The organism is Moritella sp. 5 (assembly GCF_018219455.1).
Classification (GTDB): Bacteria; Pseudomonadota; Gammaproteobacteria; order Enterobacterales; family Moritellaceae; genus Moritella.
In genome coordinates this window covers 1218150-1235770 of the sequence record NZ_CP056122.1, presented here as the reverse complement: position 1 = coordinate 1235770, position 17621 = coordinate 1218150, and the positions used below count along the sequence as shown (strand labels likewise).

At 40.8% G+C, this 17621-nt stretch carries 14 protein-coding genes; 6 read left to right on the top strand and 8 right to left on the bottom strand.

The window, feature by feature from the left end:
- Window positions 1-4: 4 nt before the first annotated feature.
- The 5 genes from HWV01_RS05695 (at window position 5) to glgX (ending at window position 5870) form a co-directional block, all read left to right on the top strand.
- A complete protein-coding gene (locus HWV01_RS05695) occupies window positions 5-523 on the top strand; it encodes a hypothetical protein (protein WP_211674495.1) in 519 nt (172 codons plus the stop codon).
- A 216-nt stretch (window positions 524-739) separates the two neighbouring features.
- Window positions 740-2173, top strand: a complete 1434-nt coding sequence (locus HWV01_RS05690; RefSeq protein WP_211674494.1) for an ATP-binding protein — start codon at window positions 740-742, stop codon at window positions 2171-2173.
- Window positions 2174-2176: 3 nt separating this feature from the next.
- Window positions 2177-2854, top strand: coding sequence for a response regulator (locus tag HWV01_RS05685; RefSeq protein WP_211674493.1), 678 nt, complete (start codon window positions 2177-2179; stop codon window positions 2852-2854).
- 144 nt (window positions 2855-2998) lie between these two features.
- Window positions 2999-3688, top strand: coding sequence for an EF-hand domain-containing protein (locus HWV01_RS05680; RefSeq protein WP_211674492.1), 690 nt, complete (start codon window positions 2999-3001; stop codon window positions 3686-3688).
- Between the two features lie 214 nt (window positions 3689-3902).
- Window positions 3903-5870 (top strand): glycogen debranching protein GlgX, encoded by a 1968-nt coding sequence (gene glgX, locus HWV01_RS05675; protein WP_211674491.1) that lies wholly within the window; start codon window positions 3903-3905, stop codon window positions 5868-5870.
- Here glgX and HWV01_RS05670 read toward each other — a convergent pair.
- The 6 genes from HWV01_RS05670 to HWV01_RS05645 form a co-directional block, all read right to left on the bottom strand.
- Entirely contained in the window at window positions 5841-6983 is a 1143-nt protein-coding gene (locus HWV01_RS05670; RefSeq protein ID WP_211674490.1) for a lipase secretion chaperone, read from the bottom strand. The two genes, glgX and HWV01_RS05670, sit on opposite strands and share 30 nt — an antisense overlap.
- Before the next feature lie 69 nt (window positions 6984-7052).
- On the bottom strand, window positions 7053-8042 hold the full coding sequence (locus HWV01_RS05665) for a triacylglycerol lipase (RefSeq protein WP_211674489.1): 990 nt from the start codon (window positions 8040-8042) through the stop codon (window positions 7053-7055).
- A 595-nt stretch (window positions 8043-8637) separates the two neighbouring features.
- Window positions 8638-8907: a YfcL family protein gene (locus tag HWV01_RS05660; protein WP_198438012.1), complete on the bottom strand. Its 270-nt coding sequence runs from the start codon at window positions 8905-8907 to the stop codon at window positions 8638-8640.
- Between the two features lie 3 nt (window positions 8908-8910).
- Window positions 8911-10044, bottom strand: coding sequence for an ATP-NAD kinase family protein (locus HWV01_RS05655; protein ID WP_211674488.1), 1134 nt, complete (start codon window positions 10042-10044; stop codon window positions 8911-8913).
- Window positions 10034-10648: an elongation factor P hydroxylase gene (locus HWV01_RS05650; RefSeq protein ID WP_211674487.1), complete on the bottom strand. Its 615-nt coding sequence runs from the start codon at window positions 10646-10648 to the stop codon at window positions 10034-10036. The genes HWV01_RS05655 and HWV01_RS05650 overlap by 11 nt, the downstream gene beginning before the upstream one ends.
- A gap of 136 nt (window positions 10649-10784) precedes the next feature.
- Window positions 10785-11741 (bottom strand): hypothetical protein, encoded by a 957-nt coding sequence (locus HWV01_RS05645; protein WP_211674486.1) that lies wholly within the window; start codon window positions 11739-11741, stop codon window positions 10785-10787.
- A 356-nt stretch (window positions 11742-12097) separates the two neighbouring features.
- On the opposite strand from HWV01_RS05645, the gene HWV01_RS05640 reads away from it, so the two are divergent.
- A complete protein-coding gene (locus tag HWV01_RS05640) occupies window positions 12098-12784 on the top strand; it encodes a hemolysin III family protein (RefSeq protein WP_211674485.1) in 687 nt (228 codons plus the stop codon).
- A gap of 9 nt (window positions 12785-12793) precedes the next feature.
- Here HWV01_RS05640 and HWV01_RS05635 read toward each other — a convergent pair whose 3' ends face one another.
- Together HWV01_RS05635 and HWV01_RS05630 are read right to left on the bottom strand one after the other, a co-directional pair.
- Window positions 12794-15466, bottom strand: a complete 2673-nt coding sequence (locus HWV01_RS05635) for a nitrate reductase (protein ID WP_211674484.1) — start codon at window positions 15464-15466, stop codon at window positions 12794-12796.
- 237 nt (window positions 15467-15703) lie between these two features.
- Window positions 15704-17425, bottom strand: coding sequence for a phospho-sugar mutase (locus HWV01_RS05630; RefSeq protein ID WP_211674483.1), 1722 nt, complete (start codon window positions 17423-17425; stop codon window positions 15704-15706).
- Between the last annotated feature and the right edge of the window lie 196 nt (window positions 17426-17621).

The window sequence follows — 17621 nt, the reverse complement described above, 5'->3', positions numbered from 1 at the left end:
GATCATGAAATTTATTAAAACACTGATTATTTGTAATATTGCCTTTATTTCTGCTTGTAGTGATAGTGGAAGCGACACTCCAACGGGAAATATAAGTAGCCCCACAGGGAATGTTGCCACTCCTGCAGTCGATGGTCCTAAACTAGAGTTACTCTCTGACGATGATGGCTTCATTTCCACCGAGAATGATGACCTCAAATTACAGGATATAGTGGCACCAATAACACAAAAATTCACTGCAGCTAAATCGCAGCAATTAACAATAACATCACAGGGCGGTAGCGCTTGTCATATCAATATATACACACAATATAATAAAGTCTCAGGGCATAAATTCGCCCCTAAAGTCGGCAGCAGAGTCCTGCAAGTGTATTCAGAAAACTGTGCATATTCAGGCTCAATCTACCTGCTAAGTCATCAACATAAATTATTAATCGAGGTGATTAACTTAACCCAGGAAGACACAACCAGCTATTATGAGGAAACAATACAAGAGACGCCTATTGAAGTTGCAATACTATAGCGGTGCTATCAGCACGTTAATTGAATTCCAAAAGTAATGTTCCAGCAAAAACCACCACACAATATTAATTGGTGGTGGTTTTTATTTATCGCCAAAATTCATTTCAGTTTATATAACGAAAAACAGTCTCCTCTGTCCCAACCTACTATTTAATTTTCCATAATCAGTCACAACCACATATAATGAAATAGATTTACTCATTCAAAGGTCACTTAAATGCGTTTAACCATTTTTCATAAATTGTTTATCTCTTTAATGCTCATTAGCTCAATTATGATGATTGGCATGGCATTGTTGATTAACAATAGCTTTCAAAATGGTTTTCAAAGTTATCTGAATCAGAGCGAAATTGAACGCATTGAAAATATGGCTGAAAATATATCTGAGAATATCAATGATTATTATTCAGAGGACCAAGGCTGGCGCAGGCTACAGCAGCAGCCCCAATTATGGAGAAGACTATTAAGGAGCATTGGTGAGCATCCCAGCAGACCAAAAGACGTCTCTAAAATGACATCCAGAAAAACCAGAACAAATTACAACCAACTTGAAGTTCGCCTTCATTTGCTCGATGTAAATGGCAACACGATTATCGGCGACCCTAAGAATTTTCATCGTTTACATTCAAATATACAAATTACTAAGGTTGCGGTCACCAAAGATAAGCAAACCATTGGTTGGTTATCTATTCAACAAAGAGAACACATTAAAGGTCATTTAGCCGAACGTTTTTTAAGGCAACAACTGGACAACTTTTATTGGATTGCCGCTTGGGCCGCTTTATTTTCCTTTATCGTTGCTGCGTTATTAGTTCGTCATTTTTTAAAACCGTTAAAAAATTTACACTCGGCAGCTAAATCACTGTCTAATGGTAATTTTGATTATCAAATTGACGTGCGCGGTAAAGATGAACTCGCCGAACTATCACTCGCATTTAATTTATTGACCACCACCTTAAAGACTCAGAAATTATCGCGAGAACAATGGCTCGCCGATATTTCTCATGAACTGCGAACACCGATTGCCGTCTTACTCAGTGAAATAGAAGCCATTGAAGACGGGCTCCGTAAACCGGAACCTAAATATATTAAGTCATTACATAATCAAGTCATTGCCCTAACCCGTCTAGTGGATGATTTATATTCACTATCACAGTCTGACACTGGCGTCCTTATCGATAAATCACACAATGTCGATATCACCAATATCATTAACAATATAGCCAATCAAAACGAAGTACGTTTAGCTGACAAGCATATTGCAATACAAAGTTTATACGATCACCATCAACCGATGTTATTACATGCCGATGCCAAATCATTGGCTCAGCTTATCGGAAACCTACTCGAAAACAGCTATCGCTACACAGATCAAAATGGGCACATACAAATCAACTTACAACAAATCAACGACAACATATTATTAACCATTGAAGATAGTGCACCCGCTGTACCTGACGCAGCATTACCAAAGCTATTTGAACGCTTGTACCGCGTTGATAAATCCCGCAGTCGTGCCAATGGCGGTTCCGGCTTAGGTTTATCCATTTGTGAAAACATCGTCAAAAGGCATAACGGTCATATCAGTGCACAGCATTCCGAACTTGGCGGCTTAAAAATAGCGATATCACTTCCGATTAAGGACAATTAACCCATGACCAACTTAGCAAAAAAAATACTTATGGTTGAAGATGAACCTTCCCTTGCTATCGTATTATGTGAATACCTCGCCCAGGCAGGCTTTCAAACCCACATCATTGATAACGGCCTCGAGGTTATTGACTGGGTGAAACAAGAAAGTCCTGACCTACTGATCCTTGATTTGATGCTGCCTAATCGTGACGGTTTAGATATTTATCGTGAATTACGTACTTTTAGTCAAGTCCCAGTCGTCATGGCAACTGCTCGTGTGGATGAAATAGACAGATTATTGGGGCTTGAACTCGGCGCTGACGATTACATTTGTAAACCATATAGTCCACGTGAAGTAGTCGCGCGTATCAAAAATGTATTACGTCGCACTGTAGAGGCAGCTACACCACAACAGAATGGCTTGGTTATTAATGATCAACAAATGAAAGTCGCATTTAATGAGCAAGAGTTAACATTAACGCCCGCGGAATTTCGCTTACTGAGTTTCTTTAATCAGCACCCAGGGCAAGTATTTAACCGTGACCAACTCATGCAAAAAATTTATGCTGATAATCGCTTAGTCACCGATCGGACCATTGACAGCCACATTAAAAATTTACGTAAAAAGCTACAAGATGCAAATCCAGACGGTGAATACATCAAATCAATTTATGGGGTTGGTTATAAGTTTACCTTGTGATTATCCCTACTTTTTAAATTACGATTAATCTCCATATTTTCTCCATAATTCCTGCGCATTTGTTGCTTATAGTTACCCCATCAACAGATTAACTCACACAGAGTTAATCTGCTTAATACTAACAACAAGCAACAAAGTGAGATTATGATGAAAAAAACATTCTTTATTACCGCCGCCTTATTAACAGCGATGACAACCACAACGTTTGCTTATGCAAATTCAAATAGCGATAACAATCAGCGTCATCACGTGTCTTTTGAACAAATGGACACCAACAACGATGGTAAAATTTCCCGTGAAGAAGCAACCGGCCGCCTAGCCGAGAACTTTGATAAATTAGATAAAAATGGCGACGGCTTCATTACCAAAGATGACCTACCAAAACGTGGTAAACATCATAAAGGCATGATGTTCAAGAAAATGGACACCAATAATGACGGTAAAATTTCAAAAGAAGAAATGAATCAATACTTTGATAAATTAGACAAAAATGGCGACGGCTTCATTACCAAAGATGAACTACCAAAACGTGGTAAGCATCATAAAGGCATGATGTTCAAAAAAATAGACACCAACAATGACGGTAAAATATCAAAAGAGGAAATGAATCAATACTTTGATAAAGTAGATAAAAATGGCGACGGCTTCATTACCAAAGATGAACTACCAAAACGTGGTAAACATCATAAAGGCATGATGTTCAAAAAAATAGACACCAACAATGATGGTAAAATATCAAAAGAGGAAATGAATCAATACTTTGATAAATTAGACACTAATAGCGATGGCTTCATCACGAAAAAAGACATCGCTACGCAACATAACAAGCGCTAATGAGTCAAAAATAATTCATCCCTACATACTAAAATGCCTGTAAGTTTTAACTCACAGGCATTTTTATTGGTCGTTGACATCTTTTTAACCGGAAAGTTAAAATATAATGTTAACTCGATCATGTTTATTCGTGTAGAAGCTCCTTTTAACAGCCTGAATTACATAAGATAAAGCTAATCTATAAATGTGACCTAGCTAACAAACTGAGTGATTTATGTCAAAACCTTATCCCCTTGGTGCGCACTTACAACCAGCCAACACTTTAACAAAGCAAGGCTGTAACTTCGCAATATACGCACCAGACTGCCGCAATTTGCAATTGGTATTGTTTAATGACAAAACACAACGTAGTTTCACTATCGAAAAAAAATATGCGGATATTCACCATATATTTATCCCTGGTGTCACCGCGGGACAAGAGTATGGATTCTCAGCTAATATTGACGGGAAAGACTGGCTATTACTCGACCCTTATGCAAAAGCAGTCAGCAACGCGCCTTATTATCAGCCTCCTTATGATGCTGAAAAAAGTTGGCTTCTAACCAAAGCGATTGTCATCGACAACGCGTTTGATTGGCAAGGTGTCCCCCAGCCAGATGTGCCCCTGGCAGAGACATTATTGCTAGAAACGCATATCAAAGGATTCACTCAATTAAACCCCGCTATTACCTCGGCAGATCCTGGAACTTACCAAGCGCTCGCCGATCCGGCCAATATCACATTATTAAAACAACAAGGTATCACTAGCGTACAACTATTACCTGTTGCAGTTTGTATGCATGAACCGCACTTATTAAACCAGCAAGGTGTAAATTATTGGGGTTATAGCACCCTAGCCTTTATGGCGCCAGACCCTCGCTTTGCTAGCAAAGATGCTGTAATCGAATTAAAAACGGTGATCAGAGAGTTACATAAACACGGCATCGAGGTTATCTTGGACGTGGTATTCAACCACACCGCAGAAGGTGGCAAAGATGGGCCAATATTCAATCTTAAAGCCTTGGATCACCGTTATTATTTACGTGATGAAAACGGCCTGAGAAACTACACGGGTTGTGGTAATAGCTTGGATCTAACCCACCAAGCCAGCCTTAATTTAGTCATGGATAGTCTACGTTATTGGGTAACTGAATATCATATTGATGGCTTCCGTTTTGATTTAGCCGCGACACTTGGCCGTAATGGCGACCGTTTCAATCAACAAGCACCATTTTTCCACGCTGTTGCGCAAGATCCTATTTTACAACCAAAAAAACTTATCGCCGAGCCGTGGGACATTGGTCCTGACGGTTATCAGCTAGGGTATTTCCCAGATGGCTGGAATGAATGCAATGATAAGTTCCGTGATACAGTGCGAAGTTTTTGGCGAGGTGATAACGGTTATCTAAAAGATTTCGCGACGCGAATCATGGGCTCTCGCCACTTCTTTAGTGGTGGACGTTGGCCACACAAACTCCCAGTAAATTATATCGCTTATCATGATGGATTTACTCTGCAAGATTTAGTGTCTTATAACGATAAGCATAATAACGCCAACGGTGAAAACAACCGCGATGGTCATGGTGACAATCGCTCATACAATTGCGGTATTGAAGGTAAAACAAATGATTTAGCTGTTATCGCTTTTCGTGAAAAACAAAAGCGCAATCTGATCACCACGTTAATGTTTAGTTTTGGAATTCCACATATATTAGCAGCCGATACAGTTTCTCATACACAAGACGGGAACAATAATTCCTACTGCCAAGATAATGAGATCAGCTGGCTAAACTGGGACATGGACGAGGTAAAACAAGATTTCCAAGATTGGTTAAGCAAGATGATCAAAGTACGCAAGCAATACATGCTACCGTTCATTAATGCGTTTACGGGTGATGGCCGTAATGGCCACCGTATTCATTGGTACTGCAGTGATGGTAGTACCATGCAACAACATGACTGGGAGCACCAAAGCTGCATGGGGTTACATCTAGGTCTAGGCACTGATGGCGATGAATTATTATTATTATTCAATCAAGTCGATACTCCAGTCGACTTTAAACTGCCTAATGTACCGCCAATTTGGCATCGTGTTTGTGATACCAGTTCGATTCAATTAGCCGCTCTGAATGTAAATGATCACTATCAATTATCAGGCCGTTCTATGGTGGTATTACAACGCAGTGGACTTGATTCCATCTAATGCACTAACGCGTTTAATTTCTTGGGGGGTAAAGTAAACCTCCCGCAATTGTGTAATTTCCCGCTGTTGTTGCTCACTAGCGCTATCATTGTCGTTATTATGAGTAGCGCTAATAATTACAGCAAGTTGCTCTCTGTATTCGTCTAGCTTGACTTGCCACTGCTGACGCTTTTCATCAAGCTTCGCTAATCGGTCAGCCACTTCGGGTGAAAATGACTGTTGAGTGAAGTCTTGCAATTCAGTCTGACTCGCCCCTTGTTCTTGCAGCGTCTTATATTGATCTCGATATGTGTTTAGTTGATTTGCATTACGCTGTTGCGCCAATAACCACTCAGGTGCCGCAGCATCGAGTTCTGCTTTTGCCGATTGCTTTTCGGCAGTATCTAATTCATTATTTTTATTAATCATAGCCAGACTTAACATGTAATCTTCGTACTCATCAGCTTGACCAAAAAATGCATCAATCACATCACTATCAAGATAACTAGCCCTGGCATCAAGTACCATTTCACGGGCTTGAACAACATTTTCTAATGCATACTCACCCGTATTATTTGGATCAATATTCTGTTCAAACTGCTGCTTAATTGCCGAAACTTCATTAAGATACTGTAAATAACCCGTTAATATCTCCACGCCTTGTGTCAGTGCAGGATCAACGAGTTGCGATGTAAGGCTGTGTTTAATGCGTGTAACTATAATGTCTAAACTTTCCTCACCCATAGCTGATAGGTAAAAGTCGAATAAATGCTGAATTTTTTTATTAATGATCAGTTCCCCACTTTCACTAACATCAAGCGTTAATGGTAGCGTTGAACCTAATAATGAGCTTGGTAGTAACAAAGGTATTGTCTTTGAATTAGATGTCAGTTCCTGAGTATCAGGTTCGTCAGTTGCATTAACCAATGCATTAATTTTTTCAGGTTTTAATGGGTAGATATTCTTATGTGGCACGACAATTTCTTTCTCTACGACTTGCAACTCTATTATAGATTCATGTTTTGAAGCAACAGATTTAGCATCGCCTTGTAATAAGTAGACTGCACCACCTGCAATAGCAATACCACACGATAACGCAGTGACTACAATAAGTGAGTTTGGTTTTACTGACATAATAAAGCCCTACTTGGTTAAGCACTATGCTCTATTCACAGCGCTTAACCCCATGTTAAAAATAACTATTTATAGACCAGCGCTGGTTAGGCGTTTAGCATGTGCAGCATATAAAGGTAATGGACTTGTACTACCTAAACCACGTAGACCAAACATACCATTGATCTCATCAGCATGATTCATAGTATAATCATCACGGATTACTTTACCTAAATGTGTCGAACAACGACCCACAACACCATCATTTTCTTCATCAATCGTTAAATAGGTAACAGCAAGTAAACCATCAGCAAGGTCAATTACATTTGAGTTGAATAGTGGATTGTATGTGCCACCCCATGAATAATACGACACACCATTCACATTATGGTCACCATCATTAACTGAATAGTCATACACCCAATTTGGCCACCACCACGAACCTGCGTTATAACTTGGCGTTACTTTACACTCACCTTGTCTTAAACCTTCAGGATATTTGGCATTGAAAATAGCCGCATCTTTAGAATTCAAGGCTTCGAGTGAACCCATCGCATTGGCTTGCTGAGCATTATTACCAGTTACAATAGATAACAAGCTTGCGACAGCATTACCAATGGCCATCGCTGGACCTTCTAATGGTGAGTCTTTAATTAAATCGGCAGTACCAGAACCACGATGTGGAGAACCAACAGAGGTAACCGAAGCCACAAGTCCAGGTCGAACAGAGGCAACATAACGTGAATCAATCCCACCTTGAGAATGACCGATTAAGTTAAATTTATCCGCGCCAGTAATTGCTCTCAGTTCCTCCAAATAACTGAGTAACTGTTCGCCACGTACTTCGCTGGTATCATAACCACTGACTTGTGGTGTATATACTTCAGTCGCGCCAACATCAGCTAATGCCCCCTTCACACCATAAAAATAATCTGCTAACACACTATCAAATCCCGCCAGTCCATGTACTAATACCACCGGATATTTGGTTTTACCCGAGGTATCAGCTTGAACAGGTGCGACGATGAAACACAAGGCTCCAACTAAGATAGGGAGTAAAGTCCGAGTTTTTTTTAACATATCTAATCCTTTATTTTTGAGTTATCGCAAAACAACGCACCCGATGGTGACAACCTGTCTCGATTTGAGTGCAGGAAAGTTATAACGCAAAAAAATAACAGGTACAACCAGATTGAATCTGATAGTGTTATTCATCAAACTAACAGGCGTAATGGAATTAAATGGGAAGTTTAAATTGAAAATTTAGCATTAATAATCACAATAAGAAGAAAATGAAACATAAGACGCCAAGTTAAAGGGATTCACTGCCATTCAGAATTTCGTATCATTAATTTTATGGTCTTGAATAAGTCATTGTTAATAAATAACATTGTTGTGAAAAACTAATATTTAAATTAAGTTTCATTTTTATAAAAATATTTATATTTATCAGACCTAGATCATACTAAGGTATGGCTTGAACGTTAAGCAGAGCAAATAAATTAAATTTACATGGATATCAAGTTGGCACTTTATTAAAAGATGTAATCTTAATTACAGCAAATAATCGACGAAAAAAAACCAGCAATATAATCGCTGGTTTTAACTGACAAACAACATTAATTTATAGTACAAAATTAACGAGGGTAGCTATTAATAATCATGTTATCGAATATCAATGTTTATTGATCGCATCCCACATGCTAAGTACCAGCTCTTGTTTCTGAGGGGTTAACTCATTAGCAACAAGTGCATCTCGCAAACTGTTCACGACCTGAAATTTAATGTCGTGGGGATAGATTTTACCTATATTTTCGCACTTCGCTGTTGCGAAAGTGACGTGGCCATGCAAATATTCAGCCGCAAATAGTTGATCCGACGTTCCTTGTTCTACAAATCCATCAAGCTTTTCCATTAGCTTGCTTTGATAAGTAGCTTTAGACAATGATTATTCCTCATACTCTGGGTTGGCGACACGATACATGATGTAATCACGATAACCTGTAGTTACACGAATAAAACCTGATAATGCTTGGTCTAATTCAGCATCCCCTGTGTCTACAATTAAGGGACGCCCTGCTAATGCCGACAGCTTCGTTTTGGTTGCCAGCACAATAATATTTTCTTTGCCGATTTGTTTAATCAACTGCGGCGACAGTTGTTGATTACCACGTCCAAAAATATGGCCCTGACCACCAATTAAGGTCATCACTAATTTGCAGGGTTTGTCTTCCGTCAACGCGATTAACTGCGCAGCCGTTTGGTCCGAAGCGATCAATTTATGCTGATGCACAACATCAACACCTAATAAGGTATTATCCAATCCCAGTTCAGCCATGGTGAATGCCACCGTAGATCCGGAACCCATAATATAATATTCATCTTCCATATCTGCCATCACATCAGCAGCTATGTCTGTTAGCACTAATTCATCCGACTCAATACCACCCATTTTCACGCTTTGTACATACCGTAAATCAGACGGCACCATCATCTCGCCATAACGTTTCGCTTTTACTGTACCTTGACGAAATGCGACTTCGTCAATATCCATGACATCAGCGTCAGCCAAGGTAACAAGTTCGCCTAAGATCAGTCGACGTACAACACAACCTGCAGCTTTAGGGGTTACACCATAAACACCAGAATGGATTTTACAGCCCGCTGGCACGCCTAATACGGGGACGGTATCGTTAATGGTGGCGCAAATATCACGCGCGGTACCATCTCCACCAGCAAACAATAACAAATCAATACCTTGCGTTAATAATGCATCAACTGCCGCATAGGTATCTTGCTCGGTTGTGACATCATTTTTAGGTCTATAAGCAACTTCAACATTAAGCCCTAGTTCTAAACTGCAGCGCTCGCCCATTTCGCCACCCGCAGTCACAACTGTAAAACGCTGAGCAAGCTCAGAAAACTGGCCTAATGCTTGTAACATACGATTATTCGCTTGCGGAATAGCACCTAAACTAAGCGCTTGCAAGGCAACATTATCACTACCTTTTAGTGCAACACTACCACCAACACCAGCAGCTGGATTAACAATAATACCCAGTTTAAATGGCTTAGCATTCATACATACCTCGATAATCAAAATCTGCTAATGTTAGCGGTTTGGTTTTGTAAAACGCTTGTAGTGCAGCGACCAAAGCTTGCGTGCGCGTTGATAAGCCTTTTTCGAAATAGATTTGTACTTGCTTGTGGATCTTGTGCTGAAAAGCCAATCGGTCAATAACAATATCAGATAAGTTATCTACACTGACACGATACTTAGCACCTGCAGCAACACAAATAATCCATTCAATCGCCTGTGGCACAATTTCTACTTTTTCAAATTCAGCTTGCTGCTGCGCATTACGACCATCAGCAATATACCAGTAACCAAAATCCACCAATTGATGACGTGCTAATCCCGCCACTAACCAATGCGAAATTTCGTGCATGCCACTGGAAAAAAAGCCATGGGCAAAAATAATACGGTGATGGCCACAACTTACATATTGTTCAAAATTAGTATTCATCGGCATGTATATGGGCTCATCATCACCTTTGACTAATTGAGTATTAAATTCGCTTGAAAATGTGTGGTTAAAAATACGAATCAAATCTTGATACTGATGCTTATTGTGTAAATCGTCTGGTAAACAATCTTGTAAGTTATTTTTTAAATCGTCTTGCATACTGCGCCTAGCTAATCATTAAATCGCTGAGCACGCTATCAACAGCAGGATTATACCTCTATAGTAGTGGTATGTCCGCTAATATATCGCACTCAAATTGGTAATTTTCGCTAGTAGAATACTCTTTTACGCGATATTAATCTAATACTGTTAACGAACTTAATGTCACAATACCAACACGTCCAGCACTCCCCCAACTGGCTTCAGCCGTCAGTAATAATTGCTGGTCGCCTTGCCAAAGAATACTTTCCCATTGTCCGTAAGGCGTTAGGTTAAAGCGCTTTGCAACATCCCAATTCAAGTCTTTATTTTCAACAGGAATAATCCAAATGAAGGGATGTTTGTAAATCATATTGCTATCATAACCAAGTAAAACCAGCTGGCCTGTGTCAGCATTATAATCTGCCGCAGTTATCAACCCGTCCACATTCAGTGTCTGGTCTGGAATCACTGGGATTACCTTATCACTTGCTGTACCGCTAGTAATCTCAATTAAATCTAGACGATACAAGCGACTTTGAAAGTTCGTCCAATTTTTGCTTAAAACCCACAGTTCTTCATCAACCACAGCCGACGCCTCACAATCATAATCATGCATATACATGGTTAACGCTTCTTCAGGTTTATCCGCCATTGAAAAACGAGTGGTGTTAATCGCAGCAATACTTGAACCGTCCTCCGCTGTCATAAGTACATCAGTATCTATGTTAATAATGGTGCGACTGTCACGGGTTCCTTGGTTGTTACCGCAATCCATAACAAATAGATTACCGGAATCTTGCGCTAACGATTCCCAGTCATAGCTGATGACGTCATTGACATAGACCTGTTTAATAACCTGCCCTGTTTTCTCATCTATTTGATATAAATTAGCACCGTCCCCACTATCATTAGCCGTCCACGTTTGCCCGCTAAATTGAGCCAGCGAAGAGCTTTCCTTCACACTATTTTGTAGTGATGTTTGAATTTGGATCTCAAGTACAGGATAGTTTTGCAGAGGTTTTGACCAATAAAAATGGCCTACGACAGCAACAACGCCTGCAATCAATAAGCCCCACACGACTATTTTCAATGTCAATTTCAATGCTGTCATAATTATTCTCTGCTATTTCCTGTGATATCAATGATCGAACTATCTAAAACCTTCATTTTAAAATAAAAGTACAATTATATATACCCAAGCTACTTCAAAATACACAATCAGCAAATCGAATGGAGAAAATATTCAAGGCATGAAGTCGAGGATACCTTAGTTCGGCTTGCCCTGCTCGTCTCTGGTATAGCATCAGAGAAGTAACTTGGGTATAGCATTGATAATAGTCCTTAATATTATAAAAAATCATTTTATAATATTAAAAAAAAATAGAATGCATTTATTGCCTTTAAATTAAAATACTTTAAGCGTACACTTGTAAGCCTAAGTGATAGGACAACTAACGAGGATGATGTATGCCACACAGTGCTACACCAACAATAACGAATATAGGCACGGTAGCCGCCCCTTATAGTGTAAAAGAAGAAGCCGCGAACACTTGGTCTCATATCATAGGTGCATTACTGAGTATCGTCGCGCTTATCGCACTATTAGTACCCTCAATACAACAAGCTGATCCTTGGCGTATTACCAGTTTTAGTATTTATGGCATCTCGATGTTTTTATTATTTTTTGCATCAAGTGCTTACCATTATGCAACGGATCCAGCGACTAAAGCAAAATTAAAAACTCTCGACCATTGCGCTATTTTCTTGCTAATAGCTGGGACTTACACCCCACTATTGCTCATTGAGTTGCGTGGTGTATTAGGCTGGAGTATCTTTGCTGTGGTCTGGTCAATGGCGATATTTGGTATCATAGCTAAAATCTATTGGGCTGAACGATTTAAGAAGGTATCGCTGTTTTTCTATCTTATTATGGGTTGGTTAATTGTTTTTTCTGGCGATGAATTATTAGGTAAACTCGCCACCGGCGCACTGTATTGGCTGATTGCCGGTGGACTTGCTTATTCAATTGGCGCGATCTTCTATGCCAATAAACGTATTCCGTATAACCACGCTATTTGGCACATATTCGTGTTACTCGGTAGCGCTTGCCACTTTGTGACAATTTACCTTTATATACTGCCAGTAAGCCACTAACCCGATGAGTTAACTAACCAGGGTAATAGCAATTTCACAACTTGCCATTACCCGTTTAATTTCGGGAATACAAGAACCACACCCGGTCCCCGCTTTGCTGCAACCGCCAACAGCTTCAACAGTATCAGCGCCTGATTCGACGGCTTTAATAATGTCATTCTCCGTCACTTGATGACATGCACATATCATACGACTTGACGAGGATTCCGCTTCTCCTTTTAGCGTTGCACGTAAACCGACATCCGGCGTTAACATGGTTAAGCTGGTTAACCAAGAATCATCATCAACATCATTAGCAGGGGTTACCATTAAGCTGGCATCCAAATTGTCCTGAAAGCTCATAGCAAAACGGTATTTCTGTTCGGCTGCATTGTTATAATCAACTTGCTTGGTCATATAGCCATTATACAAGGCTAATTTTAATTGCTGAAAGAAAGTCGCAGGCTCAGCAACACTCGCAAGATAATATAAGAAACCTTGCTCTAAACGACGCTCAACCCAATAATCCACCATAGGTAATATCTTAGCGACTTGTAAACGACGTTGGCTCCATAACGCAGCGCGAGATGAATGTGACCACGCACTGACGCTCACCGGGGTATATTTGTTTTCCGGCTGTCCAGATAACGGATCGGTATGTCCTGCCACTAAACTAGAAATGACACCTGCACTGGCATTTTGGCGACTCCAGTGAATAGGTAAAAACAACTCACCCGGGTTTTGACTCACCGTGGCATGTGTACGTACCAGTAACTTACCTTGTAAACTTTCGACCGCGACTAAGCTGCCATCCGCGATCCCACGTTCAGTGAGATCTTGTGGGTTAATCGACAATAACGGTTCAGGCATATGACCGTTAAGTTTTGTTGCTAACCCTGTTCGGCTCATGCTGTGCCATTGGTCACGGTTACGACCCGTATTTAAGATCATGGGGTAATCTTTACAGACTTCACTTGCCGCTGATTTATAATAAAGCGAAATAAAATTAGCTTTACCTGACGGTGTTGAAAACTGGCCATCAGTAAATAATCGTGCTTGTGACTTATCACCATGTATTGGCCACTGCATAGGCTGGTGCTCTTGATAATCTTGTTCTGCTAATACCGCGATATCTAAACCTCGCGATAAAGTGTCTTGTTTAAATCCGGTCATCTGCGCATATTCAGAAAATACGTCTGCTTCGCTGTCAAAACTAAATGCTTTACCAAACCCCATGCGTTTGGCTACCTCTGCTAATAACCACCAATCGGCTTTTGCTTCACCCACACTCGGTAAGAAACCACGTTGACGCGATATACAGCGCTCTGAGTTAGTCACGGTACCGGTTTTTTCACCCCACCCCTGCGCAGGTAACAATACATCGGCACAGGCGATGGTATCTGATTTAGCAATACAATCAGAGACAACCACCAGCGGGCAATTTAATAACGCCTGCTGAATTTTGTCAGAATCTGGTAAGCTTACAACAGGATTGGTACCCATAATCCAAATTGCTTTAATCTTGCCTTCGTGCACTTGGTCAAACATATCAATGGCTTTGGCACCAGTATTTGTCGCCAATTTATCGGTATGCCAGAATTCACTCACCAGTGCATGACTTTCAGGGGTAAAATCCATGTGCGCGGCTAGCATACTGGCAAGGCCACCCACTTCACGGCCCCCCATGGCATTAGGCTGACCGGTCACAGAAAATGGACTAGCGCCCGGTTTACCAACGCGGCCTGTCGCTAAGTGACAGTTAATAATTGCATTTACTTTGTTCGTACCACTGGTCGACTGATTCACACCTTGACTAAATAGCGTCAAGGTTTTATCAATATCAGTAAAGCGACGGAAGAAAGCCATCATGGTATCGAGTTCAAGATTACAGAATTCAGCCAGTTCAGCCCAACTTGGTGTTGATTGATAAGCAGACGCGAGTGCTTCTTCAAAACCTTCGGTATGTTGAGCGATATAATTGAGGTCACATGCATTTTCTTGATCAAGAAATTCTAACAAACCATTGTAAAGTGCGACATCCGTACCCGGTCGAATGGCTAAATGCAAACTCGCTATATCACAGGTGTCCGTGCGACGCGGGTCGATGACAGTTATTTTCAAATTCGGATTTGCCATTTTAGCCTGTTTAATACGGCGGAATAAAATGGGATGACACCAAGCGAGATTCGAGCCCACTAAACAAATATGTTCAGCTTCTTCAATATCGGCATAACAGGCAGGTACTGCATCTTCACCAAAAGCTCGTTTATGAGCGACAACAGCAGAAGACATGCACAGACGTGAATTAGAATCAATATTACTGCTGCCGATGAAACCTTTCATCAATTTGTTGGCAATATAGTAATCTTCGGTAAGTAACTGACCCGATACATAAAAGGCTACAGCATCAGGGCCGTGCTCGGCAATCACTTTGTTAAACGATGATGCAACATAGCTTAATGTGGTTTCCATACTCTGCGCTTGGCCACGAATATAACATTCGGTAAGACGTCCTTCTGGGACTAGGGTATCGGCTAGCGTTAATCCTTTAGAGCAAAGATTACCTAAATTGGTTGGGTGTGATTCATCACCACGAATAGTAACGGAATTATCTTGATTTACTTGCGCTTCGACACCACAACCGGTACCGCAATAAGGACATGTCGTTTTAACCCACTTGGGTATTTGTTTTAGCTTCTGCATATGTTCATCCTTGTTTACGCATATTCATTTATATATAGATAAAGCAAAAATTCAGCCAAGTCTATAGTTTTGGGGGAAGTAGGCGTAGATCACAAGGAAAATGTATTTAAAATACGTGAAAATAAGGGTTACAGTAAATTTTAGTACTTTGAAATAAGGTTTTAAAGGACGATAGTAGTGCTTGAAATAGCTAAGCGCACCAAATTAGTGCGCTAAATCATAATAATAAAAGTCGACTTACTGAGGCAATGATGCCTGATGAACCAAAATAAAGGCATCCATCTCGGCCTGAGCTCGAGCCTGAACACTATCTAAACTATCTTCAGCGGTCATGGTTTCGACCACTTCATAATAACATTTGATTTTAGGTTCAGTGCCTGACGGCCTAACAATAACGCGCGAGCCACCTGCTAACTTGAAGATAAGCACATCACTAGCAGGTAAATCAATTAACTCTGTAGAGCCATCTTTAAAGATTCGTAGACCGCTGCTAATATCATCCGTACTCAAAACCTGCTTATTAGCAATCTCTGTCGGTAGATTTTTACGCAGACAATCCCCAATGTTCGGCGTCGTCGGTTGAAGGGCTATACTCACCTGAGTGTTTAAGTGAAACCCATGCTCACGATAAATCTCTTCTAACCGATCCCAAACAGTCTGTCCTTGGCTAGCCAATTCTGCCGTTAACTGGGCAAATGCCACGAGTGCAGATAAACCATCTTTATCCCATACCATAGAGCCAACCATATAGCCTAAGGCTTCTTCATAGGCAAACAGACACTGGTTATCATCACTTTGCTCCGCCATAGCCACATTCGTTAACCACTTAAAACCAGTCAGAGTTGTCAAACAAGTCGCACCTAAGCTCGCTGCTACTTTCGATAATAAACTAGAGGAAACAATCGTTGTGCAAGTTAAACGATTATGTTCACTTGCATGATTCATGAGGTAATGACCCAATAATACGCCGACCTGATCGCCAGTGAGCATCTGGTACTTGCCTGTCTCTGTACGCACTGCCACAGCAAACCTATCCGCATCAGGATCGTTAGCACAAGCCAGCGTTGCATCATACTTCTGCGCCTCGGCAATAACGAGGTCCATTGCTCCTTTCTCTTCAGGATTAGGAAAATTTACTGTCGGAAAATCGCCATCAGGTTCTCGCTGCAACGCCACCGAATAAACCTGAGATATACCAGCATCGTTAAGCACTGTTTCGGCCATTTCGGCGCCAACACCATGCATGGCGGTATAGGATAGGCTCACTAACTCTGGCCGGGTATGATTCTGCAGCACAGCCGCATCCTTTATCCCTTGGCGGTAGCTTTGATAGTAATCATCCTCCAGCATAATGAGTCGACCTTCAGCACACGCGGCTTCAAGTGTCAGTAAACGAATACTTTCTGTTGCTGCCTTATCTATACATGCTGCGATTCCTGAATCATGAGGCGGAATGATCTGTGTACCGTTCCCCCAATATACCTTATACCCATTATACTGAGGCGGATTATGGCTAGCAGTTACGACAATACCCGCAGCGGCATTAAGGTGAGTTACCCCAAATGCAACTAACGGTGTCGGCGCTACCTTACTGGTCAAATAAACTTTAATTCCCATTGCAGCGAGTACACCTGCAGCATCGTGGGCAAACTGCTTTGAATCATGGCGGCCATCGTATCCAATGACAACACCTCGAATCTCAATATCTTTTACCTGTTGTTTAAGGTATGCACCTAAACCCGCAGAAGTTTGTTGCACTACTAAGCGATTCATTCTCATAGGACCAGCGGCAACAATACCACGCAGCCCAGCAGTACCAAATGCGAGTCTACCCGAAAATCGTTGCTGTAACTCAGCTTCATTATTGATATCAAGAAGCGCCTGTAATTCCTGTCGAGTACGGGGATCGGGATCGTTTTTAATCCAATGATTAACTTTAAACTTTAAATTTGTATCCATAATTCACTTCACCTGATATCAATAGTACTGCCCAGCCAAAAAACCGACCAGCAAATGAAAATAATTATCATTACACTAATCCTCGCATCCATAGAGAACAAGGAAATTTTCACTTTAGAAGAAAAGGTAGATAAAAAAATATGATATTAATCATCATAGGTGGATTACTGCTCAAACAAAACAGACAAGATTAAAT